Origin of the sequence: Blastococcus jejuensis (genome assembly GCF_039534705.1) — a bacterium.
Taxonomy (GTDB): Bacteria; Actinomycetota; Actinomycetes; order Mycobacteriales; family Geodermatophilaceae; genus Blastococcus_B; species Blastococcus_B jejuensis.
In genome coordinates, this window is the sequence record NZ_BAAAVV010000006.1 from 138650 (window position 1) to 163001 (window position 24352).

The following is a 24352-nucleotide window of genomic DNA, read 5'->3' on the forward strand; positions in this document are numbered from 1 at the left end:
CTGCGATCCTAGGGTCATGACCGAAGTCGGCCCGACGAGCCAGCGCGAGCACACCCCCGGGGACGCCGGGGCGCCCGACCCCGCCGGGAGCGGGCCGGCCGCCCCCTCACCGACCATGCAGCGCGCGAGCAGGCTCAACGTCGGGAACATGATGCGGTCGATCCTGCCGCTGGTCGTGATCTGCCTGGTCATCGTCGCCTGGACGACCTGGCGGCAGAGCGGGGACGAAGGTGTGCGCACGGTCGACCCGTCCTCGACGATCCAGCTCGCGTCGGCCCGAGCGAGCTACCCGGTGCCGGCGCCCGAGGGGCTGCCGGAGGACTACCTCGTGACCAGCGCGCGCACCGACGCCGGCAACGCGGGGGAGGGCGATCCGGTGACGCTCGAGATCGGCTACCTCACGCCGTCGGAGGAGTACGCCGGGTTCGTCGTCAGCGACGACCCGTCGGCGGGCGCGATCGTCGACGTCGTCGGCGAGGCCGAGGAGCAGGGGACGGTGCGGATCGGCGGCCAGGAATGGCAGCGGCTGACCACCGGGCGCGGTGAGACGGCGCTGCTCCGCGAGTCCGACGGGGTCGTCGTGGCGGTCACCGGGTCGGCGAGCGACGAGGAACTGGAGACCGTCGCGCAGGCGGTGGAGCCCTACTCGCCCTGACCGGAGGAGCGCCGGGACGACGCGGCACATGACGATCCTGTGTCGAACATCACGACTTGGAATCTGATGGGTGCGTCGCGTGTCGGCGCGCGGTGGCTCACGGGACGCTTCCGCCCCATCAGTCACGCGAGTCACTCGCACATGTTCGAAGGAGCACCGATGCCCCCTCGTGCCCTCTGCCCCGGCGGCGACCACCGGCCCCCCGCCACCGGCGGCTCGTGTGCCTGCGGGATGGTCACCCGCGTCCCGACGCGCCGGCCCGCGCGGACCACGCCCCCGCCGCTGGTCCGCCCGGAGGTGCGCGACGCGATCGCGCGCTGCCTCTACGACGGCCCCGGTGACCCGCTCGCCCCCGACGCCTCCGACCACCGCCCCGACGACCTGCGCATGTCCGCCATCCTGCGCCGGCGGGCCGACCGCATGGTCGCGGCGCTGGCCGCGGCCGGTCTCGTCATCAGCGCCGACGGCGACCTGCGTCAGGCGGCCTGAGCCGGCGCCCTCGGACGGTGCCGGTCACCCCTGATCGGCGCCGTCCGCCGGCGCGGCCGCGGCCAGCCGCTCCCGGGCCCGGTCCAGCCAGTGCTGGCACAGCTCGGCGAGCGCCTCGCCCCGCTCCCACAGCGCCAGGGACTCCTCGAGCGTGAGCCCGCCCCCCTCGAGCCGGCGGACGATGTCGGCGAGCTCCTCCCGGGCCTGCTCGTAGGTCGTGGTCGGCTCGGCCGGCTGGTCCTCGGTGCTCACGGCTGCTCATCCTCCTGGTTCTGGGTGCGGTCGACGCGGACGGGGAGCCGGCCACCGGCGACGCGCACCTGCAGCAGCTCGCCCTCGGACACCTCGGCGGGGTCGCGGACGAGCGCCCCGTCGGCGCGTTGCACGACGGCGTAGCCGCGCTCGAGCGTGGCGGCGGGGGAGAGGGCCGCCACGCGGGCGCGGGCGTGCTCGAGGTCGCGCTCGACGCCCTCGATCCGGTGGACGACGGTGCGCCGCGCGCGCGTTCGGAGCGCGAGCACGTCGTCGGCCCGGCCGTGCAGCAGCCGTTCCGGTGCGGCCAGCACCGGCCGGCTGCGGACCGACTCGAGCCACCGCTGCTGCTGGTCGAGGCGGCCCGCCAGCACCGAGCGGGCACGGGTGCGCAGGTCGTCGACGAGCCGGCGCTGCTCGCCGATCTCGGGGACGACGCGGTGCGCGGCGTCGGTCGGGGTGGCCGCCCGCACATCGGCGGCGTGGTCGACCAGCGTGGTGTCGGTCTCGTGGCCGACCGCGGTCACGACCGGGGTGCGGCAGGCGGCGATGGCCCGGACCAGGCCCTCGTCGGAGAAGGGCAGCAGGTCCTCGACCGAGCCGCCGCCGCGGGCGATGACGATGACCTCGACCCGCGGGTCGGCGTCCAACCGCTGCAGGCCCTCGATGACGTTCGCGGCGGCCTGCAGGCCCTGGACGGCGCAGTTGTGCATCTCGAACCGGATCGCGGGCCAGCGGCGGCGGGCGGTGACCAGCACGTCGCGCTCGGCGGCGCTGTCGCGCCCGGTGATGACGCCGACGACGGCCGGGGCGAACGGCAGCGGGCGCTTGCGCGCGGCGTCGAAGAGGCCCTCGGCGGCCAGCAGGCGGCGGATCCGCTCGATGCGTGCGAGGAGTTCACCGAGCCCGACGGCCCGGATCTCGGTGGCACGCAGCGAGAACGAGCCGCGGGCGACGTAGTAGTCGGGCCGCGCGCGCACCAGCACCCGCGCGCCCTCGGTCAGCTCCAGCCCCGGGCGGTCGGCCACGTCGCGGTGGCAGGTGACGGGCACCGACATGTCGGCCGCGGGGTCGCGCAGGGTCAGGAAGACCGTGGCCGCACCACCGCGGCGCGACAGCTGCGCGACCTGGCCCTCGACCCAGACCTCGCCCAGCCGGCCGATCCACTCGGCGATCTTGCGGGCCACCGTGCGGACCGGCCACGGCGCCTCGGGTGAGGAGGGTGCGGTCATGCGTCCAGCCTGCCCGATGGCACCGACGCCCCCGATGGCCCCGTCCCGAGCACGCGCGGGCCGGGGGCTCTCTCCTACGCCCCGCGCGGCGCCAGCGGGCTGCTCTCGACCGCCTGCTCCTCGAGCTTCTCCAACCGGTTGCGGAGCATCCGGAGGTAGGGCTCGCGGGCCTTGGTCGCCTGCTCGTAGGCGACCAGGTCGGACACGGTGGAGAGCGCGTAGCCGCGCAGTCGTCCGCGCAGCTGGGCGATCGAGAAGCTGTCGTAGCCGTCGATCGGTGCGACCTTCGGGGTCTCCGGCGCCGGTGCTTCTGCCGCGGGGGTCTCTGCCGCCGGGGCCTCCGGTGCCGCAGTCTCTGCCGCCGGCGCCGCGGCTGCGGGGGCCTCCGCTGCCTGCGGCTCTGCCGCGGGGGTCTCCGGTGCCTCCGGGGCGGCGACGCCCTCGTCGGTCAGCGTGGCCTCGACGGCAGCCACCTCGCCGTCGGGGGTGAGCACGTCGGCGGTGGTGGCCACATCGGCCGTGATCTCGGCAGTGGCGTCCCCGACCATCTCCTCGATCGCGAGCTCCTCGAGCACCTCCTCGGTGCTGGGCGCCTCGGCGGGCAGCGCGTCGAGGGTCTGCTGGGCATCCTCGACCTGCGCGGCAGCGGCCGCGACGGGGGCGTCGTCCGCGACGGTGGCCTCGGCGGAGGCGGCCTCTGCGACCGGGGCGGCCTCCGCGACCGGGGCGGCCGCCTTCCGGGCTGCCTTGCGCGCACCGGCCTTGCCGGCACCCGCCTTGCCCCCATCGGCCTTCGTGCTCTTGGCGGCCTTCTTGCGCGCGGGCTTCTCCGCGACCGGCGCGGCCGGCGACGTGGCGTCGATCTCGGTCAGGTCGACCGTGGGGAGGTCGGAGTCGCCGAGGTCGGTGCGGTCGGCGGTGTCCTCATCGACGTGGACCTCGGTGAGCGGGATGTCGGCGCGGTCGAACGCGGACTCGCGGAAGCCGCCGGTGGGCGCGGCGCCGTTGCCGGACTCCTCGATCTCGTCGTCGAAGGTGGCCATCCCGGGCTCGTCCTCGCCCCGCAGGCCGGTGAACAGCTCGTCGCCGCGGGCCACGAGCCCGGCGTAGTGCTGCTGCACGCGCATCGCCTGCTGCATCGCCAGCCCGATCACCCGGACCGGGAGGCCGGGCAGCGTCTCGGGCAGCTTGCGCGCCTCGTCGAGAACGGTGGCGGCCAGCCCAGCGGCGGCACGGACAACTTCGGGAATCTCACGAGCCATGCCGACAGCCTGCCTCACGGCGCGTCGCAGGGCAGCCCCGCCCGGCGTCGGTACACCCGAGAGGTGGGCCACCTCACGGTGCGCACTGCTCGGAGGGGGTGCCGGCGGCACCCACCTACCATGGGATGCATGGCTGATCAGCGCGGACGAGTTCTCCTCGCCGACCCCCGGGGATATTGCGCCGGCGTGGACCGCGCGGTGGTCGCCGTCGAGCGGGCACTGGAGATCCACGGGGCGCCGGTGTACGTCCGCAAGCAGATCGTCCACAACAAGCACGTCGTCGCCACCCTCGAGCGGCGCGGGGCGGTCTTCGTGGAGGAGACCGACGAGGTGCCCGAGGGCGCCGTCGTCGTGTTCAGCGCCCACGGCGTCTCGCCCGCGGTGCACCAGGAGGCGGCCGCCCGCGGTCTGCGCACCATCGACGCGACCTGCCCGCTGGTCACCAAGGTGCACCAGGAGGCCAAGCGGTTCGCCCGCGACGACTACGACATCCTGCTGATCGGCCACCGCGGTCACGAGGAGGTCGAGGGCACCTCCGGTGAGGCCCCCGAGCACATCCAGCTCGTCGACGGCGCCGACGACGTCGCGAACGTGCAGGTGCGCGATCCCGAGAAGGTCGTCTGGCTGTCGCAGACCACGCTGTCGGTGGACGAGACCCTCGCGACGGTGGACCAGTTGAAGAACCGGTTCCCCGGGCTGCAGGCGCCGCCGAGCGACGACATCTGCTACGCCACGCAGAACCGCCAGCAGGCCGTGAAGCAGATGGCCGCCGAGTGCGACCTCGTCGTGGTCGTCGGGTCGACGAACTCGTCGAACTCCGTCCGGCTGGTCGAGGTGGCCCTCGAGGCCGGTGCCCGGGCCTCCTATCTCGTCGACTTCGCCTCCGAGATCGACGAGAAGTGGCTCGCGGGCGTGGGCACCGTCGGCGTCACCAGCGGGGCCTCGGTGCCGGAGATCCTCGTCAGCGAGGTGCTCGACTGGCTGGCCGAGCGCGGCTACGCCGACGTCGAGACGGTCAAGGCCGCCGAGGAGCGCCTGGTCTTCGCGCTCCCGCACGAGCTGCGCCCCTCACGGCGGCCGGCGGCCGCCGACACCACCCCCGCACAGACGGACTGACTCGCCCCGGGCCGGGTGGCCCGGGGGCGACGGCAGGCCGGTTCGACGCCGCGCCCATGGGGCGGCTGTTCTGGGTCGGTCTGCGCGCACGCCGGGGTACGGGGGAGGAACCCCGGTGCGGCACGGACCGGTCGGGTCAGCGGCGGGCGGCCCACCGGATGAGTGCGAGGACGAATGCGGCACCGGTGGCCAGGGCCATCGTGGGGAAGCCGCGGACGAGCAGGGTGGCCATCGTGGCCAGGTTGAACGACGCCGACGGGGCGAGGGCGATGTTCAGGCCGGCCACGGCGACGAACACCAACGGCGGCGCGACGACCACCGACAGCAGGTCGCGACGCCGGACCAGCAGCGCGGCCAGCACCGTCGAGCCGACGAGGGCGCCGAGGGTGATCAGGCCGAGGCCCATGCCCATGAAGAACGAGTCGACGGCCGCGCCGGCCAGCGTGATCAGGAAGACGGCGATGACGGCCACGATGCCCCGCAGGCGGCTGCCCCCGGTGTCGGCCGGCGCCGTGCGGCCTCGCCCGGCCGAGGCGCCCCGCGGGGCGGCCGGCCGTGCGCTCGGGCGCCGATCGTCGGCCCGGTACCGCTCGTCGGGCCGACGACGGTCGGGGCGACCGCGCTCGGGGTGGCGGTCGTGGCCACGGGCCGCCGGGGGGCGGCGCGAAGCGGGTGTGCGGGCGAACTCTGCGGCGTCGCCGTAGGCCATGTCGTCCTCCGGGGCGCGCAGGCGGTCACGGCTCGGGCCCGGTGCCCGCGGGGGCGTCGGGCGCAGCGGTCGTGCGGCGCGCTCGGCGCCGGGACCGCGGTCGGTGCGGGGGGCCCGCGGGGCGGCGGAGGACCGGTCGGAGCGCACTCCGCTCTGCCGCCATGCATCGGCAGTGCTCGCCGTCGCCATGGCGCACCTCCGTCCCGTTCCCCCGCGGTCGGCCGGGTGGCCTTCCGTCGATGGTCACGGTAACCACCGAACCTGCGACACGAGCGCAAGGCGGCACCGAGTCGCGGGCCTCCCGTGCCGGCAGGGCGACGCGAGGTGCTCCGTGGGGCGGGGGAGGCGGGTGTGCCGGCCCCGGCGGCGACCGGTCGGTCAGCCGTGGGTGCCGTCGCGGCTCTCGTCGTCCTCCGGGACCCCGAACTCCGGCACGTCGAGTCGGGGGAGCTCCGCGGGCCGGAGGGTGCGCACCGTCGCCTCCAGCGGCTCGGGCGTCGGAACGGGGCTGGCCGCCACACCCAGGTCGTCGAACCGCCGGGCCGCGGTGAGCACGGAGTGCTCGTAGGAGCCGACGGTGTCGTTGAACCGCGCCATCGTGGTGCCCAGCGCGGCGCCGAGCTTGGTGAGGTGCCCCGACAGGGTGCCGAGGCGGGCGTGCAGCCGGCGGCCGACCTCGAGGACCTGGTCGGCGTCGCGGGCCAGGCGCTCCTGGCGCCACGAGTACGCCACCGTGCGCAACAGCGCGAGCAGCGTGCTCGGGGTGGCGATGACGACGTCGCGGTCGAAGCCGTACTCGAGCAGCCCCGGTTCGGCCTCGAGCGCGGTGGTGAGGAAGCCGTCGGAGGGCACGAACAGGACGGTGAACGGCGCGGCCGGCCGGAAGGCCGTGGGATAGCGGCGGGCGGCGAGCGCATCGACGTGCGCGCGCAGCTGCCGGGCGTGCATGACGATCCGCTGCGCGCGCACCGCCTGGTCGTCGGCCTGGACGGCCTCGATGTACCCGGTGAAGGGCACCTTCGCGTCGACGACCACCTGCTTGCCGTCGGCGAGGGTGACCACCAGGTCGGGCCGCACGCCGGCGCCCGCGTCGTTCCGGCTGCCGGGCTGCTCGACGAAGTCGCAGTGCTCCAGGAGCCCGGCCACCTCGACGACGCGGCGCAGCTGCACCTCGCCCCAGCGGCCCCGGACGTGCGGCGTGCGCAGCGCGGTCACGAGCGCCGCCGTCTCCTGCTTCAGCTGGGCCGACGCCTGCCCGACGGTGCCCATCTGCTCGCGGAGCTCCCCGTGCGCGGTGGCGCGGGCCCGCTCCATGCCGGCCAGGAGGCGGTGCAGGTGGTCGAGCGACTCGTGCACCGGCTCGAGCCCCGCCTCGGCGGGACGGCGCCGGGCGAGCTGCGTGACGGCGACCAGCGTGACCGCGGTGGCCAGCAGCGCGCCCAGGAGGAGCCCGGTGAACAGGGAAGCGGCATCCATGCGGTGCAGGCTGCCGGAGGGGGGTGACATTTCCGCCCCATTGCCTCAGCTCAAGCGGCGACGACCGGTGCGTGCTCGGCCTCGTGGTCGAGCAGCCAGCGCTTGACGGGGGTCCCCCAGCGGAAGCCGCCGAGCCCGCCGTCGGAGCCCAGCACCCGGTGGCAGGGGACGAAGAGCGCCGTGGCGTTGCGGGCGCAGGCGTTGGCCGCGGCCCGCACCGCCGCCGGCCGGCCGCACCGGGCGGCGAACGAGGCGTAGGTGTCCGGCTCGCCGGCCGGGACCGTGCGCAGGACCTCCCACGCGTCCTCGAGGAACGGGCCGGACCGCTGCCGGACGGGGACGGTGTCGATCGCGGTCACGTCGCCGGCGAAGAACGCGTCGACGGTGTCGAGCACCTCCAGGCGCTCGGCCGCCTCGACCCACGTCGGGCGCAGCGCGCGGTGGATGACCGGCAGCAGTGCGGACACGTCGTCGGTCCAACCGCTGGCGAGGACCACTTCGCGGCCGCCGTGGTCGGTGCCGACGACGACGGTGAACGGTCCGGGTGGGGTGGCGAGGGTGGCGAACCGGGCGGGCTTGGGAGTCATGAGGCGCTCCGATCGAGCACCGCCGGCTCGATGGCCGACGGGAGGGGGACGGGTGTGGTCGGGCGGGTGGTGGCGGGTGGGCGGGTGGTGGGTGTGGTCGGGCGGGTGGTGGGCGCGGGTGGGCGGGTGAAGAGGGAAGGCACAGCCAGTGCCCAGAGGTGCATCACTGCGTAGGACCGCCACGGGCGCCAGCGGGTGGCGGCCTCGGCGTCGGAACTCCCGAGGGCTGCCAGGGAGCGTCGTAGCGCGAGGTCACCGGGTAGCCACACGTCGGGGTCCGCGAGACCGCGCAGGCCGACGAGCGCGGCGGTCCACGGGCCGATGCCGGGGACGGCGAGCAGCGCCCGGCCGGCCTCCTCGCGGTCGGCCCCCGGGTCGAGCGCGACCGTGCCGTCGGCGAGCGCCGCGGCGAGGGCGTGCACCGTCCGCCGGCGGGACCCGGTCAGGCCGACCGCGGTGAGGTCGGCGTCGGCGAGTGCCGCGGGACGCGGGAAGGCGTGGGTCAGCGTGCCCACCGGCTCGGGCAGCGGCGTCCCGGCCGCCGTCACGACGCGGGCGGTGAGGGTGCGCGCCCCGGCGACGGAGACCTGCTGTCCGAGTACGGCGCGCACCGCGAGCTCGTCGGCGTCGGGGGACGCCGGCACCCGGCGACCGGGCGCGCCGGTCACCAGCGGGCAGAGCGCGGGATCGGCGCCGAGGGTCTCGTCGACGGCCGCCGGGTCGGCGTCCAGGTCGAGCATCCGCCGGCAGCGGCTCACCGCCGTCCCGAGGTCGCGGAGCTCGGCCAGCCGCAACCGGGCACTCACCGCGGCGCCGCCGTCGGCGGCGGGGGAGAGCTGGACCACCGCCGGACCGTGCGGCAGGTCGAGCACGCGGGAGAACGTCGTCCCGTCCCACTCCTCGAGGCCGGGGACGGCGTGCGCACCCAGGAACCGCAGCACCTCGGCGGCGTCGTAGGGGGCGCGCGCGGCGAGCCGCAGGGCCAGCCAGCCCGGCGCCCCGCGGCCGGAGCCCGTGGTCGAGCCGCGCAGACCGGTCGGCGTGGTCGCGAAGACCTCGCGCAGGGTGTCGTTGAACTGCCGGATGCTGCTGAACCCGGCCGCGAACGCGACGTCGGACATCGGCAGGTCGGTGGTCTCGATGAGCAACCGCGCGGTCTGCGCCCGCTGGGCGCGCGCGAGGGCGAGCGGGCCGACGCCGAGCTCGCCGACCAGCAGCCGGTGCAGCTGGCGCTCGGAGTACCCGAGCCGGGCGGCCAGGCCGGGGACGCCGGCGCGCTCGACCTCGCCGTCGGCGATCAGCCGCATGGCCCGGGCGACGACGTCGGCGCGGACGTCCCACGCGGGCGAGCCGGGCACCGCATCGGGCCGGCAGCGCCGGCAGGCGCGGTAGCCGGCGCCCTGGGCGGCAGCGGCCGTGGAGAAGAACGCGACGTTGCGGGGCAGCGGGGTGCGCGCCGGGCACGAGGGGCGGCAGTAGATGCCGGTCGTGGCGACGGCGGTGAAGAACCAGCCGTCGAAGCGGGCATCCCGACTCGCCACGGCGCGGTAGCAGCGCTCGGCGTCCAGGGCTTCGGTCACGCACCGAGCATGACAGTGCCGGCGGGTGCTGACTGGCGGTTTTCGGACGCGGCTGCTCGGAGGCCAGCCGCTGGCGCAGGAGCCCCACGGAGCCGCCGTCGCTCGTAGGCTGACCCATCCGTTCGGGCCCAGCGCGGGCAGCCGGCGGCGGCGCCGTAGAGGGAGCCCACGATGGCGGTCCAGCAGCCGATCCTCGAGACGGGCACCGAGGTCTCCCGCTACCGGGTCGAGGGCCTGGTCGCGCGCGGTGGGATGGGGTTGGTCTACCGGGCCCGCGACGTGCGGCTCGACCGGCCGGTGGCGCTGAAGGTGCTCTCGCCCGAGCTCTCCGACGACGACCGGTTCCGTGAGCGGTTCGTGCGGGAGTCGCGGCTGGCCGCGGCCGTCGACCACCCGAACGTCATCCCGGTGTACGAGGCCGACGACTGGGACGGGCTGCTGTTCATCGCCATGCGGTTCGTCGAGGGCGTGGACCTGCACACGGTGCTGGCGACGACCGGCCCGATGGATCCCGGCGTCGCTCTGCCGCTGCTCGCCCAGGCCGCCGCCGCGCTCGACGCCGCGCACCGGCTGGGACTGGTGCACCGGGACGTCAAGCCGGGGAACTTCATGCTGGCCGGGGCCGCGGCCGACCGGGTGCCGCCCGGGACGCACGTGTACCTGACCGACTTCGGGCTCACCAAGCGGGCCACCTCGGTGTCCGGGCTGACGCGCACCGGCCAGTTCCTCGGCTCGCTGCACTACGTGGCGCCGGAGCAGATCCGGGGCGAGGAGGTCGACGCGCGCACCGACGTCTACGCCCTCTCCTGCGTGGCGTTCGAGATGCTCACAGGCCGGCCGCCGTTCGACATGGACGGCGAGGCGGGACTGCTCTGGGCGCACATGTCCACGCCGCCCCCGTCGCTGAGCGCCGTCCGGGCCGATCTCCCGGGGGCCGTGGACGCGGTCGTGTCGCGGGGCATGGCGAAGGACCCGGCGGACCGGCCGGCCACCTGCGCGGAGTTCGTCGCCGGGTTGCGGTCGGCGCTGGTCGCGCAGCCGGTCCGCGCCGCGCCCACCCAGGTGGTCGGGTCGCAGGAGGCCTCCACGTCGCCGCACCCGGGCGCGGCCCACCCCAGCTTCCCGCCGGGGGTGCCCGTCGGCCTCCCGCCGGACGCGGCGCAGCGGCGGGAGCAGACGCCGGTGCACCCGCCGGCCGGATGGCTGCCGGTGGCGAGCGGGCCGCCTCCGGGCGGGGCGCCGCCCTGGGGTGGCGGGCAGCCACCTTCCGCCGGCCGGGCGGGACGCCGGTGGTGGCCGTGGGCGGTGCTCGCGCTGGTCGTCGTGCTGGTCGCCGTCGCCGCGATCTGGCGGCCCTGGTCAGGGCCGGACCTCGTCGCAGAGGACTTCGTCGTCGTCCCCTTCCAGGCCGACGTGCCCGACGACTGGGGGACGTACACCGTCACCGGTGACCTGGCCTACGCGGTCCTGGGAACGCGGGACTGGACCGGCCTGTCCGCCGACGACGGGACGGCAGTGGCCGACGCCGAGACGGCGCTCACCGGCGACCCCGAGTCGCTGGTGCACCTCTACGTCGACGGTTCCGACAACGTCTACACCAGCGATGCCAAGGGGCTCGCCGACCAGTTGCAGTCGGGGTTCGACAGCTCGCGGATGGTGGCGCAGGGGACGCGGCAGGTCGACGGCCGCGACGCGTTCGCCGCGAGCGGGGTCGTGCCGCTGGGCGACGGTCAGCTGCGCGTCTACGCGGTGACCCTGCAGGACGAGCCGCGCCTGCTGATGGTCTTCATCGCCCCGTCGGAGCTCTACGACGAGTGGAAGCCGACGTTCGACGCGGTCGTCGACTCCGTCACCTTCACCGGCTGAGAGCCGGAACGTCCGGCTGACGGCCGCCGTCCACCGAGCGGTGGACGACCGACCAGCGGGTCGGCGGTCCCGCGGGGCACCCCCGACGCAGCAGGGTCGGGGCATGACGACGACACAGGCCGCGCCCCGCCCGGCGGCGACGGCGACGCAGACGGAACCGGCCGTGCGGATGCGCGGGCTGGTCAAGAGGTACGGAGGGCGGGCCGTCGTCGACGGCCTCGACCTCGACGTGGCCCGGGGCGAGGTCTTCGCCCTCCTCGGGCCCAACGGCGCAGGCAAGACCACGACGATCGAGATCCTCGAGGGGGTCCGGAGGCGGGACGACGGCGAGGTCCGCGTGCTCGGCGTCGACGCGGCGCGCGGCGGGCGCGACTGGCGGGCGCGGATCGGCGTCGTCAGCCAGGGCGAGGGGACCGCGCAGGAGCTCAGCGTGCGCGAGATGCTCGACCACTTCGCCGGCTACCACGCGACGCCGCGGCCGACGACCGAGCTGATCGGCGCCGTCGGGCTGGAGGAGAAGGCCGCCACCCGCGTCGGCCGGCTCTCCGGCGGGCAGCGCCGCCGCCTGGCGGTCGCCCTCGGCGTGCAGGGCCGGCCCGAGCTGGTCTTCCTCGACGAGCCGACGACCGGGATGGACCCGGTCGCCCGCCGGCAGTTCTGGGAGCTCATCCGAGGTCTGCGGGCCGACGGCACGACCGTGCTGCTGACCACCCACTACCTCGACGAGGCGGCCGAGCTGGCCGACCGGGTCGGCGTCGTCGCCGACGGCCGGCTGGTCGAGGTGGCCCCGCCCGACGAGCTGGGCGCGGAGCTGCGGCGGCTGGCCACGGTCCGCTGGGCCGAGGACGGCGCGGTGCGCGAGGTGCGCACCGAGTCGCCCGGCGCCGTCCTGCGGGACCTGCTCGCCGGCCCCGGCGACGTGCCCGGCCTGACCGTCACCCGCCCGAGCCTGGAGGACGTCTACCTCTCGCTCGTGGGCACCCCGTCCACCCGTCCCGCCGCCCCCGAGGGAGACCTCCGATGACCGCCGTCCTCACCGACCGCCCCGCACCCCCGTCGGCCGCGCGGATCGCGCTCCGCCGGGTCGGGCTGGAGCTGCGGCTGTTCTTCCGGGAGCGCCAGCAGGTGGTGTTCTCCTTCGCCTACCCGGTGATCATGCTGGTGATCTTCGCGGCGGTCCTGGGTGGTGACGAACGGCCCGGCGACGTTCCGTTCACCCACTACTTCCTCGCCGGGATCGCGGCGACCGGGATCATGCTGACCAGCTTCCAGGCGATCGGCACCACCATCGCCAGCGAGCGGGAGAACGGCCAGCTGGAGCGGCTGCAACTGCTGGGCACCCCGCCGGCCGCCTACTTCGCGGGCAAGGCCGGCCAGGTCCTGGTCACGACGGCGGCGCAGTTGGCGCTGCTGCTGCCCCTGGCCCACTACGCCTACGACGTCCCGATGCCGGCCGATCTGCAGCACTGGCTGACCTTCGCCTGGGTGGCGGTCCTCGGCGCACTGGCCGGCACGGTCCTGGGCGTCGCGGTGTCGGCCCTGCGGGGCAGCGCGGCGTCGGTCACCACCGGCATCTCCGCCTTCGCGATCGTGCTGCAGTTCTTCTCCGGCGTCTTCTTCGGCTTCGCGGAGCTGCCCGGCTGGATGCAGCAGGCGGCGGCGCTGTTCCCGCTGAAGTGGCTGACCCAGGGCATGCGGTCGGCGTTCCTGCCCGAGCAGGCGAGCGCGTTCGAGATCGCCGGCGGCTGGGAGCACGGCAGGACCGCCCTGGTGCTCGTCGCATGGGTGATCATCGGTGCCGTGGTGTGCGTGCGGACCTTCCGCTGGCGTCGGGTCGACGCGTGAGTTCCCTGCCGATGCGGCCGGTCGCCGTCGACCCCTCGTGCGAGGGCGCCGACGGCGACCGTCCGCTGTCCCCGCGCGGCTGGCGGGTCACGCTCGTCGGCCTGCACGTGGTGTTCGTCCTGCTGCTCGGCATCGCGGTGGCGACGATCGTCCTCTCCCCGATCGAGGGCTCCCGGGCGGTCCTGCTCGCGGCGCTCGGAGTCCTGGCCCTGGCCTACGTGGTCCTCGGCGCTCCGGCGCTCGGCAGCCGCGATGCCCGGCGTGCGCAGGCCTACCTGCTCGTGATGGTGCTCGCGTTCGGTGTGCTGGCCTGGGTCGAGCCGTCGCTGCTGTTCCTGCTCTTCCTGGGCTACACGCACGTCTGGTTCCTGGTCGGTTCGCTGCGGCAGGGGATCCTCTGGACGCTGGCCCTCGCGCTGGCGAGCACCCTCGGCCCGCTGATCGCCTGGACGCAGGGGAACGAGCCGCTGTCGGGCCCGGGGCAGACCCTCGTCGGGCTGACCTTCAGCATCGTCATGGGCATCTGGATCAGCCGGGTGCTGGAGCAGAGCCAGCAGCGGGCCGAGCTCATCCGGGAGCTGGAGCGCACCCGCGCCGAGCTGGCGGACCTGCACCACGCGCAGGGCATGGCAGCGGAGCGGGAGCGGCTGGCCCGCGAGGTGCACGACACCCTCGCGCAGGGCTACACGAGCATCGTCGTCCTGGCGCAGACCGCGGCCGCCGCGCTGCCGCCCGACGCGTCCGGGGTGGCCGAGCGGCTGGCCCTGATCGAGGAGGTCGCGCGGGAGAACCTCGCCGAGGCGCGGGCGATGGTCGCCGCGTTCTCGCCGGTCGCGCTGGACTCGGCGACGCTGGTCGAGGCGCTGCAGCGGCTGGTCGACCGGTTCGGCCGGGAGACCGGCCTGGCCACCCGGCTGGACACCGCCGCCCTCGGCGAGGGCGCTCCGGAGCTCAGTCGCAGCGAGGAGGTCGTGCTGCTGCGCGGAGCGCAGGAGGCCCTGGCCAACGTGCGCCGGCACGCGTCGGCGACGGCGGTGGTGCTGCGGATCGGCCGGGTGGGGTCGGGGGAGTCGGCGCAGGTGTCGGTGCACGTGGAGGACGACGGGGTCGGGTTCGACCCGGACGGGGCCGACGGCGTCGGGCTGGCCGGGCTGCGCGGCCGGGCGGAGGAGGTGGGCGGCGCGGTGGACGTCGTCTCGGCGCCCGGGCGGGGCACGCGCGTGACGGTGCGGGTGCCGGCCCGATGAGCGTGCGCGTGCTCGTGGTCGACGACCACCCGGTGGTGCGCGGCGGCGTCGTCGGGTGGCTCGCGGCGCAACCCGACATCGAGGTGGTGGGGGAGGCCGGCGACGGACTGGAGGCGCTGGCGCTGGTGGCCGAGCACGGGCCGGACGTCGTCCTGATGGACCTGCGGATGCCGCGGATGGACGGCGTCGCGGCGACCGAGCGGATCGCGGCCGCGCACCCCGCCGTCCGGGTGCTCGTGCTGACCACCTACGACACCGACGCCGACATCGTGCGGGCGGTGGAGGCCGGCGCGACCGGCTACCTGCTCAAGGACACCCCGCTGCCGCAGCTCGCCGAGGCGGTGCGGGCGGCGGCCCGCGGGGAGACCGTGCTGGCGCCGCCGGTCGCGGCCCGGCTGGTGTCGCGGCTGCGGGCGCCGGCCGTGGAGGCCCCGACGGCCCGCGAGGTGGAGGTGCTCGCCGGCGTGGCCCGCGGGCTGACCAACGCCGAGATCGGCCGGGAGCTGTTCATCGGCGAGGCGACGGTGAAGACCCACCTGCTGCGGGTGTTCGCGAAGCTCGGTGTCGATGACCGGACCCGCGCGGTGATGGTGGCCGTGGAGCGGGGATTGCTGCCTCGACCGGGGGCGTAGCCGGGCCGTCCTCGACTCTTGCGCGGTTCCGTCCGCTCTTGCACCGGTGCAACCGCGCAAGAGCAGACGGAACCGCGCAAGAGCCGCGCCTGAGGAACCTGGCGGGCGCGCCGTAGCCTGGACTCCCGTGAGCCTCACCATCGGGATCGTCGGCCTGCCCAACGTCGGCAAGTCGACCCTCTTCAACGCGCTGACCAAGAACGACGTCCTGGCCGCGAACTACCCGTTCGCCACCATCGAGCCGAACGTCGGCGTGGTCGGCGTCCCCGACCCGAGGCTTTCGACGCTGGCCGAGATCTTCGGCAGCCAGAAGATCATCCCGGCGACGGTGTCGTTCGTGGACATCGCCGGCATCGTGCGCGGCGCCAGCGAGGGGCAGGGGCTGGGCAACAAGTTCCTCGCCCACATCCGCGAGAGCGACGCGATCTGCCAGGTGATCCGGGTGTTCACCGACCCCGACGTCGTGCACGTCGACGGCAAGGTCAGCCCGGCCGACGACATGGAGACGATCAACACCGAGCTGATCCTCGCCGACCTGCAGACGCTGGAGAAGGCGATCCCGCGGCTGGAGAAGGAGATGCGCAAGGACAAGGAGCGCGCCTCCCTGCACGCGGCCGCCGTCGAGGCGCAGAAGGTGCTCGACGAGGGCCGCACCCTCTTCGCCGCCGGGATCGACTCGGCGCCGCTGCGCGAGCTCGGGCTGATGACCACCAAGCCGTTCCTCTACGTGTTCAACGTCGACGAGGAGGAGCTGGCCAACGAGGAGCTGGTCGCGGAGCTGCGGGCGATGGTCGCCCCGGCCGAGGCGATCCTCATGGACGCCAAGATCGAGTCCGAGCTCGCCGAACTGCCCGACGACGAGGCCGCCGAGCTGCTCGCCGGCATCGGCCAGGAGGAGCCGGGCCTCGACCAGCTGGCCCGTGTCGGCTTCGCCACCCTCGGCCTGCAGACCTACCTGACCGCCGGGCCAAAGGAGGCGCGCGCCTGGACCATCCCGGTCGGCGCCACCGCCCCGCAGGCGGCCGGCGTGATCCACACCGACTTCCAGCGCGGCTTCATCAAGGCCGAGATCGTGTCCTTCGACCAGCTCGTCCAGGCCGGCTCCATGGCCGACGCGAAGGGCAAGGGCTGGGTCCGCATGGAGGGCAAGGACTACGTCATGCAGGACGGCGACGTCGTGGAGTTCCGCTTCAACGTGTAGCTCGAGGTAGCAATCTCGGTCAGTGCATCCAGCTGAAGTAGGGCAGGGCGTCGAGGATCTGCCGGAACTTCGACTTCGGTCGGTCGTCGCGAGGCCGGGCCGGCGCAGCGGCCCGCACCGGCACGGCCTCCGGACCCGGCTGCCGGTGAGTCAGGGCGCTCCGGATGCCGAGAGCGACGGTCGGGAAGCCGATGACGAGGAAGGCGATGCCGAGCCCGACCGAGGGCTCCGGGACCAGCAGCACCAGTCCGCCCATCAGGAGGAAGGCCGCGCCGATGATGATCGCGGCGGCGCCAAGGGAACGGTTCAACGGGGCCTCCCAGGTAGGTCGGCGCATGCTCCCACCCGGAGCGCCTCCTTCGGGGTTCTGCGTCACCGGCGCAGCTGGGCCACCTCGTCGAGCCGGCCCAGCTTGTCCGGGTTGCGGATCGCGTAGATGCGGGCGATCCGGCCGTCCTCGACGACGAAGGTGATCGCCGTGTCGAACTCGCCGCCCGGGTCGATCCGCGCGGCGACCGCGCCGTTGACCAGCAGCGTGGTGATCTCGACCTGGGGTGCGAACGAGGCGAAGCGGGACAGCGCGTTGGCCACCCGCTCCCGGCCCGCGACTGGGCGCCGGGCGGCGGGCGCCAGGCCTCCGCCGTCGGCGACGACGACCACGTCGGGCGCGAGCACGTCCAGCAGGCCCAGAACGTCGCCGGCGGTGACCGCGGCGAGGAACCGCTCCACGACCTGCTGCTGCTCGGTGCGGCTCACCACCGTCCGCGGTCGCCGCGCGGCCACGTGCTCGCGCGCCCGGTGCGCGATCTGCCGGACCGCCGCCGTCGTCTTGCCCACCGCCTCGGCGATCTCGTCATACGGGACGTCGAACACCTCGTGCAGCACGAGGACCGCCCGCTCGGTCGGCCCCAGCGTCTCCAGCACGGTCAGCATCGCGATCGACACGCTCTCCGCGAGCTCGACGTCCTCGGCCACGTCCGGGCTGGTGAGCAGCGGCTCGGGCAGCCACTCCCCGACGTAGTCCTCGCGGCGGCGGGACACGGTGCGCAACCGGTTCAGGGCCTGGCGGGTGACGACCCGGACCAGGTAGGCCCGTGGCTCCCGCACGGCCGCCCGGTCCACCTCCGCCCACCGCAACCAGGTCTCCTGCACCACGTCCTCGGCGTCGGCGGCGGAGCCGAGCAGCTCGTAGGCGACGGTGAACAGCAGGCTGCGGTGGGCCAGGAAGGGGTCCGGGTCGAGGTCGTCGAACGGGTCGTCGGTCATGTCGAGGCGTGGTCCGACGACGGCGCCGCCAGCGGAGGCAGGCCGCAGGACGCCGAGAACTCCTGCGATCGGATGCCGAGTGCGACGTTGCCCCGGGCGGTCATGTTCATCGTGCCGATCCTGGCGGTCAGCTCGAGGAGGGAGGGCGCCCCCAGCTCGTCGAGCAGGGTGGCAGACATCTCGTCCGTGACGGCCGGCGGGGTCTGGCTCATCGCCTCGGCGTACTCCATGACCCGCCGCTCCAGCGGGGTGAAGACCGTCGACTCCCGCCACCGCGGCACCTCCCGCGCCTTGACCTCGTCGAGGCCCCGGTCGTGCGACAGGAAGTAGTGCAGGTCCAGGCAGAAGCTGCAGCCGACCGTGGCGGCCGCGGCCATGGTCGCCAACGTCGCCAGGGTGGGGTCCAGCCGGTTCCACGACTCGGTCCGGCGGCCGAACCTCATCATGTCCTTGAAGACCGCCGGGTAGTGCCACATCACCCCGGCGCCCTCCGGCACCTGGCCCAGCATCCTGCGGCTCATCGTCTTCAGCAGGGCCCCGTAGATGCCGGTGATCTCGGTCGGGGGAACCCGGGTGCTGCTCGCCATGTCTCCTCCAGGTGTGTGGTGGGTCGACATGAAGACACCAGCCGGGGCGCGGATGTGACACCCCCGGAGGGCTGGCAGCTCGCTGGCGGCGCCGCGTCCACCGCCGTCGCGGAACATACCCCAGGGGGTATTTGTTCCAGTGGTCGGAATCCCGTGACCCGGAGGTCGCCATGAGCACCGCATTCATCCGCCGCGCCGGCGTCGCCGCTCTCGCCGTCGCGCTCCTCGCCGGGTGTTCGGGCACGTCGCCGGACGACGGCGATGCCGTCGGCACCGCCACCGCGACCAGCTCGTCGGCAGCCGGGGAGGAGACCCCGGAGCCGAGCGACGGAAGCGGAGTTCCCTCCGCCGAGGTGCCGGCCGAGGTGAGCGCCGTCCCCGGCGCCACGGCTGCCTGGTCGGCTCTCATGGGCCCCGACGGCGAGTACGCCGCCTATGCCGCCTACACCGCGGTCATCGACGAGTTCGGCCAGGTGGAGCCCTACGTCTCGATCCGGGAGGCCGAGGCCCGCCACGCCGAGGCGCTGATCCGGCAGCTGGACCGGCTGGGCGTCGAGGTGCCGGAGAACCCGTACCTGGGCCAGATCGCGGCGCCGGCCGCCCTGCAGACGGCCGCGGCCGCCTGGGCCGACGGCGAGGTGGCGAACGTGGCGCTCTACGACGAGTTGCTGGCACAGGTCACCGACGATGCGGCGCTCACCCGGGTCTTCACCAATCTCCGCCGCGCGTCCGAGGAGATGCACCTGCCGGCGTTCTCGGCGGCGGCGGACAACGGCGGCGTCCTCACGTCCGAGCAGATGGCCGAACTCGGCCTGCACTGACGCACTCGTCCTGGTCCGGCGGTGGTCGTCGCCCGCTACCCAGCAGCGCCGGGAATCAGCGGGCTGCCCGGCGCGCCCGTGGCCGGTCGGTCCTGCTCGGCGAACCGCCGCCGCGCGTCCTCCAGGGCGCGCGCGGCCTCGGCGCTGCGCTCCCAGCCGCGGCTCTCCGACGACTTCCCGGGTTCGAGCGCCTTGTAGATGTTGAAGAAGTGCCAGATCTCGGCGATCTGGTGCATCGGCACGTCCTCGAGCTCCCGCAGGTGTGCCTTGCGCGGGTCGTTCGCCGACACGCACAGCAGCTTGGCGTCGGGCCCCTCCTCGTCGTGCATCCAGTACACGGCGAGCAGTCGCGCACGGATCAGGCAGCCGGGGAAGGTGGGCTCGTCGAGGAGCACGACGACGTCGATCGGGTCGCCGTCCTCGGCCAGGGTGTCGGGGACGAAGCCGTAGTCGCCCGGGTAGCCGGTCGCGGTGAACAGCATCCGGTCCAGCCGGATGCGGTCGAGCAGAGGGTCGTACTCGTACTTGTTCCGCGATCCCTTGGGGATCTCGATCATCACGTCGACGTCCACGGGCAGACCGTGGACCGCCCGCCCATCCGCGTCAACCGGACGCAGGTGTGCGGGCGGGGCCGACGAGCCTCAGGTCGCGTCCGGCGACGGCGGGATGTTCTGGTTGTGCCGGAAGACGTTGTCGGGGTCGAGTCGCGTCTTCAGCGCGGTCAGCCGGTCGAACGTGGCCGCCGGGTAGGCCTCCCGCACCCGCGCGACCCCCTCGTCCTCCAGGTGGTTGACGTAGGTACCGCGGGCAAGCCGCCGGTTCGCGTCCCAGGTCCGCCGGGTCCACTCGACCTCCGCCGCCGGGTCGGCGCCGGGGTCCCACACGCCCACGATGGTCGTCATGTGCGCGGCGCCCCGGTGCGCGAACGCGGTCTCGTCGGCCGGAACGTCGGCGATCGCTCCGCCGAGCCGCCGCAGCAGGACGTGCGACAGGGGGTGGGTGCGTCGGGCTGCGTGGTCGGCGAGCGCGTCGAGCGCGGCGTCGTCGAACTCGTCGAGGAAGTCGCTCTTCACGTGCGCCCGCATCCCCCACGGGGCGCTCGCGTCGACGGACTGCTGCAGGGCGCAGTACGGCAGCACCCCGAGCAGGTCGATCGAGGGCCGGCCGAGCGCGGTCTGGATGGGCGACAGCATCCGCTCGCCCTCGTCGGGGTCCCCGAACCAGGCCGCGGAGATCCCGGCGACCGGGCGGCCGCGCAGCTCCTCGGGCACGAACGGCGCCGGCGGCGCGGTGACCTGGACGGCGACCAGTGACAGCTCACGCGGGGCGACGGCGCCGAGGTCGCGGTAGAGCCGCAGCACCTCGGGAGCCCGCTCGCCGGGGAAGAAGACGACCCCGCCGGGCACCGGGCCTACGGCGTGCAGGCGGAACGTGAACGCGGTGACGACGCCGAAGTTGCCGCCCCCTCCGCGCAACCCCCACATCAGGTCGGGGTCGCTCTCGTCGTCGACGCGCACGACGTCGCCCGTGGCGGTGACCAGCTCGACGCCGGTCAGGTTGTCGCAGGACAGGCCGTGCATGCGGCTCAGCCAGCCGATGCCGCCGCCCAGCGTCAGCCCGGCGACGCCGGTGTGCGAGATCTCGCCGCCCGGGGTGGCCAGCCCGTGCGCCTGGGCGGCCGCGTCGAACTCGCCCCAGGTGACCCCGGGCTCGACGACCGCCGTGCGGCTCGCCGGGTCGATGCGGATGCCCTTCATGGGCGAGAGGTCGACGACCAGGCCGCCGTCGCACACCGACCAGCCGGGGATGCTGTGCCCGCCGCCGCGCACGGCGACGGCGAGGTCGTGGCGTCGCGCCAGCGCCAGGGCGGCGACGACGTCGTCCGCCGTCCGGCAGCGGGCGATGAAGGCGGGCCGGCGGTCGATGGCGCCGTTCCAGACGCGCCGGGCGTCGTCGTAGCCGGGCGACTCCGGCGTCAGCAGGGTGCCGGTGAAGGCGGCGGCACGGGCGGTGGTCATCGCGGTCTCCTCGGGATCGGGTGAGTGGACCGACCGTGGAGGGCCGCGCGGGGGCCGCACCATCCCTAGCGCTAGGGGTTCCCGTGGACCGGCCCGGGTCGGACACTCCCGGTATGGAGCAGCGACGGGCACGGGCAGCGGTGGCCGAGGTCGAACGGCTGTGCCGGAGCGCGACCGACGCGACGACGCTGCACCGCTCGGTGGCCGCCGCCGTCGCCACCGCGGTGCCGTTCGACCGGTGGTGCGCGATGAGCTTCGACCCGTCGACCGCGCTGCCCACCGGGGGCTTCCACGCCGAGGGCCTGCCGATGGCCCTCGTGCCGCGGCTGCTGGAGCTCGAGTACGGCGACGAGGACGACGTCGGCCGGCTGGCCGACGTGGCACGGGCCGAGCGCCCGGTGGCCCGGCTGTCCGACGTGACCGGGCGGGACCCGGCGCGCAGCCCCCGCTTCCGCGACGTGCTCCGCCCGGCCGGCCTCCCGCACGAGCTGCGCGTCGTGCACCGCGAGGGCCGCACGCCGTGGGGCGCCATGATCGCGTTCCGCGGCGCCGACGCCCCGGACTTCACCGCGGCCGAGGCCGCGCTGCTCGGCACGCTCGGTCCGCGGGTCGCCGCCGCGCTGCGCCGCGTCCAGCTCCTGGCCCGGGTGGGCGAGGCCACCGGCGACGAGCCCGGCGTCGTGCTCGTCGAGGTGACCGAGGGGCGGGTCGCCGTCCTGACGGGCTCGGCGGCGGCGCTGCAGCGGCTGGCCGAGGTCGACGACGGGACGGTCGACGGCCTGCCGTTCGCCGTCACGTCGCTGGCGCGCTCGGCGCACGGCCGCCGCGCCACCGCCCGCTGCCGGCTGCGTACCCGCACCGGACGCTGGCTGACCCTGCACGCGGAACGGTTGTCCGGGTCGACGGTGAGCCTGGTCGTGGAGCCCTCGCGGCCGGCCGACATCGCCGCGCTGCTCACCGACGCCTACCGGCTCAGCGAGCGGGAGGCCGAGGTCGTCGGGCTCGTCGTGCGGGGGCACAGCAACGCCGAGATCGCCCGGGCCCTGTGGCTGTCGCCGTACACGGTGGCCGACCACGTGAAGAACGTGTTCGAGAAGACCGGCGTCCGCAGCCGGGGCGAGCTGACCGGCCGGCTGTTCTTCGACCACTACCTGCCGCGGCTCTGAGCGCGGGCCGGCGCCTGCGCCGCCGGCGTCACGGCGCGGGCGTGCCCTCCGGGGTCACGACCAGCCACGTCCCGCCGTACTCGTCCACGTCGTGGCAGAGCACCTCGCCCGGGTCCTCGTGCGCGTAGTAGTAGAGCGGGTGGCCGCCGTAGGTGACCTGGGTCGTCCCGTCGTCGCGTTGCGTGGTGCCGAGCAGGTCGCCCCGCACGTCACCGGCCCCCTGCGGTGCTCCGGTGGTCAGCACCGGCGGCCAGTCGGCGGCGCAGTCCCCGTAGCAGGCGGGCTGCGCGGTCGTCTCCCGGTCGAAAAGGTAGATCGCCTGCCCCGGCCGGTCGAACAGCATCACCCCGTAGTCGCTGTCACCGGTGGTGATCTCGATGCCGGCGGCGGCTGCCGGGCTCGACGACGGCGCCGCGGTCGAGGGTGGGGCGCTGGTCGTCGTCGGTGCCGGGGTCGTCGCGGCGGACGACGACGCGGACGAGGACTCCGCCGTCCCGCCGCCGCAGGCCGTCGCGAACAGCCCGATCGCCACGAGGACCGCTCCGATGGGCCGCGGGAAGCGCATGACGCAGAGTGTGACCTGTCCGGCGGGCCCAGGGAACCGACCGCAGCGCAGTCCGGGTCGCTCAGCCGTGCAGGTTCAGCGAGAACGTGCACGTTCCGGTGTGGGCGGTGGTGTCGAACCGGCCGGTCCAGGCGATGGTCCCGCTGGCCGACGTCCCGCCGGTCGCCAGCACGGACATGTCGAAGGTGCCGGCGCGCGGATCGGGGGTGGTCTCGTTGTGGACCTCGCCGACGGCGAAGAACGCATCGGACTCGCCGGGTGCGAGCCAGCGTGTCTGCTCGCCCTCCCAGGAGACGACGACGGGGTCGGTCCCGGTGTTGGTGACCGTCAGCGCCTTCATCCCGACACCCCAGGTGCCCGCCGTCGTGTCCTCCCCGGCCGTGCACTCGCTGCCGAGCCGGACGTCGCCGAGGCGGGGCCACGCCACGTCCCTCGTCTCGCCCGGCGCCACGGTGACGTGATACGTCGTCGACACGTCGTAGCCCTTCGACTTCTCGATGCCGTCGCGGGCCCACGCGACGCCACCCGCCGTGCCGGCCGCGAGCACCGCCGCGGCGCCGGCAGCGATCAGCCCGGCCCGTCGTCGCGCCGTCGTCCCGGTTCCGATCCGACCGCCCATGCCAGCCACCTCCGAAGGTTCTGGACACGAGCGTGTCCGGGACCGCGGCGAGGTCGCCAGGGCAGCCCGCCCCGGCCGTCCAGGACGTTCGGCCGGTCAGGCGGCGAACTGCTCCACGATCCGCCGGGCGTAGAGCTCCTCCCACGGCTCGGTGACCCCGCCCGCGGCGACCTCGCGGTCCAGCAGCACGAGCAGGCACACCAGCTCGCTGCGCACCGGAGCCGCACCCAGCAGTGTCGGGAGCTCCGAGCGCTCGACCAGCCAGGTCGCGTACCAGGTCGGCCAGTCCGGGTCGTCGCCGTCGGTCAGCCGGTAGACGCGGTGGTGCAGGTCCGCGACCTCCCGGAGCAGGGCGGCGACCTCGACGTCGGCCTGCACGCCCGCCGCCGCGCTCACGCCCCGGACTCCTCCTGGTCGACGCACATGATGTTGCCCTCGCTGTCCTTGAACCAGGCGGCGCGGCCCAGGCCCGGGACCGTGGCGATGTCGCCGTCCCACTCCACGCCGGGCATGTCCTCGTAGATCTCGAACGCGACGCCCTTGGCCTTGAGCTCGCGCACCTCGGCCTCGATGTCGTCGACGTGCCACTGGGCGATCGTGTGCCCCGCCTGGCCGGCGTACGCCGTCTCGTAGACGTTGAAGGTCGTCCCGCCGTCGGTGCGGTAGGAGAGCTGGACGTCTTCGACGTCCCTCGTCGGCGTGAGCCCCAGGACGTCGGCGTAGAAGTCGCGCGCCCGCTTCAGGTTCGCGGCGGGGATGTTGGCCTCGACCCGGCTGCTGCTCAGCATGGTTGCTCCCGATGTCGTCGGTGGCCCCCGCTGGGGCGCGACGCTAGTCCCGGTGGCGGGACGCGGGGCAGGGACCTAAGCCCCCGGTCGGTGACCGACACGCCGATCAACATGTGGTGTCGCACTCCTGTCATCCCCTCCACATATGGTGGTCGAGCAGCTGGTCCGGGCCGCTCTGCACGAGCGGGTCGGGGCAAGAGGGAACCCGGTGGGAATCCGGGACTGTCCCGCAGCGGTGAGTGGGAACGACCGCCGTCAGATGCACTGGGTGTGCGAGCACCTGGGAAGCGACGGCCAGTAGGAGCCGACCGGAAGGCCGGCGCGCCCGCGAGTCCGAAGACCTGCCAGCCGCACCGCGCACGCCCGTGCGCGG

27 protein-coding genes and 1 riboswitch are annotated in these 24352 nt (G+C 74.6%); of the genes, 11 read left to right on the forward strand and 16 right to left on the reverse strand.

Going from position 1 to position 24352, the window contains the following annotated elements; translation table 11 throughout:
• Window positions 1-16: 16 nt before the first annotated feature.
• A complete protein-coding gene (locus ABD644_RS14010) occupies window positions 17-655 on the forward strand; it encodes a DUF4245 domain-containing protein (protein WP_344689545.1) in 639 nt (212 codons plus the stop codon).
• Between the two features lie 159 nt (window positions 656-814).
• The gene (locus ABD644_RS14015) at window positions 815-1144 is read left to right on the forward strand and encodes a hypothetical protein (protein ID WP_344689546.1); all 330 of its coding nucleotides are present in this window, start codon (window positions 815-817) and stop codon (window positions 1142-1144) included.
• Between the two features lie 24 nt (window positions 1145-1168).
• On the opposite strand, the gene ABD644_RS14020 is transcribed toward ABD644_RS14015, so the two are convergent.
• From ABD644_RS14020 to ABD644_RS14030, 3 genes are all read right to left on the reverse strand, one after another.
• Window positions 1169-1396: an exodeoxyribonuclease VII small subunit gene (locus tag ABD644_RS14020; RefSeq protein ID WP_344689547.1), complete on the reverse strand. Its 228-nt coding sequence runs from the start codon at window positions 1394-1396 to the stop codon at window positions 1169-1171.
• Entirely contained in the window at window positions 1393-2628 is a 1236-nt protein-coding gene (gene xseA, locus ABD644_RS14025; RefSeq protein ID WP_344689548.1) for an exodeoxyribonuclease VII large subunit, read from the reverse strand. The genes ABD644_RS14020 and xseA overlap by 4 nt, the downstream gene beginning before the upstream one ends.
• Window positions 2629-2702: 74 nt before the next feature.
• Window positions 2703-3890 carry a lipid droplet-associated protein gene (locus ABD644_RS14030; RefSeq protein WP_344689549.1) on the reverse strand — a complete coding sequence of 396 codons (1188 nt, stop codon included), beginning with the start codon at window positions 3888-3890 and terminating at the stop codon, window positions 2703-2705.
• Between the two features lie 129 nt (window positions 3891-4019).
• Between ABD644_RS14030 and ABD644_RS14035 the strand changes: the two genes are divergently transcribed.
• Window positions 4020-5006, forward strand: a complete 987-nt coding sequence (locus tag ABD644_RS14035) for a 4-hydroxy-3-methylbut-2-enyl diphosphate reductase (protein ID WP_344689550.1) — start codon at window positions 4020-4022, stop codon at window positions 5004-5006.
• A gap of 136 nt (window positions 5007-5142) precedes the next feature.
• Here the strand turns inward: ABD644_RS14035 and ABD644_RS14040 are convergent, their stop codons facing one another.
• The 4 genes from ABD644_RS14040 to ABD644_RS14055 form a co-directional block, all read right to left on the reverse strand.
• A complete protein-coding gene (locus ABD644_RS14040; RefSeq protein WP_344689551.1) occupies window positions 5143-5904 on the reverse strand; it encodes a DUF6542 domain-containing protein in 762 nt (253 codons plus the stop codon).
• Window positions 5905-6093: 189 nt separating this feature from the next.
• Window positions 6094-7191: a DNA recombination protein RmuC gene (locus ABD644_RS14045; protein ID WP_344689552.1), complete on the reverse strand. Its 1098-nt coding sequence runs from the start codon at window positions 7189-7191 to the stop codon at window positions 6094-6096.
• Between the two features lie 50 nt (window positions 7192-7241).
• Entirely contained in the window at window positions 7242-7778 is a 537-nt protein-coding gene (locus tag ABD644_RS14050) for a methylated-DNA--[protein]-cysteine S-methyltransferase (RefSeq protein ID WP_344689553.1), read from the reverse strand.
• Entirely contained in the window at window positions 7775-9358 is a 1584-nt protein-coding gene (locus tag ABD644_RS14055) for an AlkA N-terminal domain-containing protein (RefSeq protein ID WP_344689554.1), read from the reverse strand. The genes ABD644_RS14050 and ABD644_RS14055 overlap by 4 nt, the downstream gene beginning before the upstream one ends.
• Window positions 9359-9529: 171 nt before the next feature.
• Between ABD644_RS14055 and ABD644_RS14060 the strand changes: the two genes are divergently transcribed.
• The 6 genes from ABD644_RS14060 (at window position 9530) to ychF (ending at window position 16149) form a co-directional block, all read left to right on the forward strand.
• Window positions 9530-11224 carry a serine/threonine-protein kinase gene (locus ABD644_RS14060; RefSeq protein WP_344689555.1) on the forward strand — a complete coding sequence of 565 codons (1695 nt, stop codon included), beginning with the start codon at window positions 9530-9532 and terminating at the stop codon, window positions 11222-11224.
• Between the two features lie 103 nt (window positions 11225-11327).
• Window positions 11328-12248: an ABC transporter ATP-binding protein gene (locus ABD644_RS14065; RefSeq protein WP_344689556.1), complete on the forward strand. Its 921-nt coding sequence runs from the start codon at window positions 11328-11330 to the stop codon at window positions 12246-12248.
• Entirely contained in the window at window positions 12245-13069 is an 825-nt protein-coding gene (locus ABD644_RS14070; RefSeq protein WP_344689557.1) for an ABC transporter permease, read from the forward strand. Before ABD644_RS14065 ends, ABD644_RS14070 begins: the two co-directional genes overlap by 4 nt.
• Window positions 13066-14316: a sensor histidine kinase gene (locus tag ABD644_RS14075; protein WP_344689558.1), complete on the forward strand. Its 1251-nt coding sequence runs from the start codon at window positions 13066-13068 to the stop codon at window positions 14314-14316. Before ABD644_RS14070 ends, ABD644_RS14075 begins: the two co-directional genes overlap by 4 nt.
• Window positions 14313-14948, forward strand: coding sequence for a response regulator (locus tag ABD644_RS14080; RefSeq protein WP_344689559.1), 636 nt, complete (start codon window positions 14313-14315; stop codon window positions 14946-14948). The genes ABD644_RS14075 and ABD644_RS14080 overlap by 4 nt, the downstream gene beginning before the upstream one ends.
• A gap of 127 nt (window positions 14949-15075) precedes the next feature.
• On the forward strand, window positions 15076-16149 hold the full coding sequence (gene ychF / locus ABD644_RS14085) for a redox-regulated ATPase YchF (protein WP_344689560.1): 1074 nt from the start codon (window positions 15076-15078) through the stop codon (window positions 16147-16149).
• Between the two features lie 19 nt (window positions 16150-16168).
• On the opposite strand, the gene ABD644_RS14090 is transcribed toward ychF, so the two are convergent.
• The 3 genes from ABD644_RS14090 to ABD644_RS14100 all read right to left on the reverse strand — a co-directional run bounded on the left by ABD644_RS14090 (window position 16169) and on the right by ABD644_RS14100 (window position 18002).
• Window positions 16169-16459: a hypothetical protein gene (locus ABD644_RS14090; protein WP_344689561.1), complete on the reverse strand. Its 291-nt coding sequence runs from the start codon at window positions 16457-16459 to the stop codon at window positions 16169-16171.
• 62 nt (window positions 16460-16521) lie between these two features.
• Window positions 16522-17415: an RNA polymerase sigma-70 factor gene (locus ABD644_RS14095; protein ID WP_344689562.1), complete on the reverse strand. Its 894-nt coding sequence runs from the start codon at window positions 17413-17415 to the stop codon at window positions 16522-16524.
• A complete protein-coding gene (locus tag ABD644_RS14100) occupies window positions 17412-18002 on the reverse strand; it encodes a carboxymuconolactone decarboxylase family protein (protein WP_344689563.1) in 591 nt (196 codons plus the stop codon). Before ABD644_RS14100 ends, ABD644_RS14095 begins: the two co-directional genes overlap by 4 nt.
• Window positions 18003-18172: 170 nt before the next feature.
• On the opposite strand from ABD644_RS14100, the gene ABD644_RS14105 reads away from it, so the two are divergent.
• Entirely contained in the window at window positions 18173-18823 is a 651-nt protein-coding gene (locus ABD644_RS14105; protein ID WP_344689565.1) for a ferritin family protein, read from the forward strand.
• A 35-nt stretch (window positions 18824-18858) separates the two neighbouring features.
• On the opposite strand, the gene ABD644_RS14110 is transcribed toward ABD644_RS14105, so the two are convergent.
• Both ABD644_RS14110 and ABD644_RS14115 read right to left on the reverse strand, forming a co-directional pair.
• Complete coding sequence (locus ABD644_RS14110) at window positions 18859-19395, reverse strand: inorganic diphosphatase (RefSeq protein ID WP_344689566.1); 537 nt, start codon at window positions 19393-19395, stop codon at window positions 18859-18861.
• A gap of 69 nt (window positions 19396-19464) precedes the next feature.
• Window positions 19465-20841, reverse strand: coding sequence for an FAD-binding oxidoreductase (locus tag ABD644_RS14115; protein ID WP_344689567.1), 1377 nt, complete (start codon window positions 20839-20841; stop codon window positions 19465-19467).
• 113 nt (window positions 20842-20954) lie between these two features.
• Here ABD644_RS14115 and ABD644_RS14120 point away from each other — a divergent pair, with 113 nt between their 5' ends.
• The gene (locus tag ABD644_RS14120; RefSeq protein ID WP_344689568.1) at window positions 20955-22007 is read left to right on the forward strand and encodes a LuxR C-terminal-related transcriptional regulator; all 1053 of its coding nucleotides are present in this window, start codon (window positions 20955-20957) and stop codon (window positions 22005-22007) included.
• A gap of 28 nt (window positions 22008-22035) precedes the next feature.
• Here ABD644_RS14120 and ABD644_RS14125 read toward each other — a convergent pair whose 3' ends face one another.
• The 4 genes from ABD644_RS14125 to ABD644_RS14140 form a co-directional block, all read right to left on the reverse strand.
• The gene (locus tag ABD644_RS14125) at window positions 22036-22572 is read right to left on the reverse strand and encodes a COG4315 family predicted lipoprotein (RefSeq protein ID WP_344689569.1); all 537 of its coding nucleotides are present in this window, start codon (window positions 22570-22572) and stop codon (window positions 22036-22038) included.
• Between the two features lie 61 nt (window positions 22573-22633).
• Window positions 22634-23191, reverse strand: a complete 558-nt coding sequence (locus ABD644_RS14130; protein ID WP_344689570.1) for a hypothetical protein — start codon at window positions 23189-23191, stop codon at window positions 22634-22636.
• Window positions 23192-23287: 96 nt separating this feature from the next.
• Complete coding sequence (locus ABD644_RS14135; protein ID WP_344689571.1) at window positions 23288-23587, reverse strand: hypothetical protein; 300 nt, start codon at window positions 23585-23587, stop codon at window positions 23288-23290.
• The gene (locus ABD644_RS14140; RefSeq protein WP_344689572.1) at window positions 23584-23979 is read right to left on the reverse strand and encodes a VOC family protein; all 396 of its coding nucleotides are present in this window, start codon (window positions 23977-23979) and stop codon (window positions 23584-23586) included. The genes ABD644_RS14135 and ABD644_RS14140 overlap by 4 nt, the downstream gene beginning before the upstream one ends.
• Window positions 23980-24123: 144 nt before the next feature.
• Window positions 24124-24342: riboswitch (cobalamin riboswitch) on the forward strand.
• Window positions 24343-24352 lie beyond the last annotated feature (10 nt).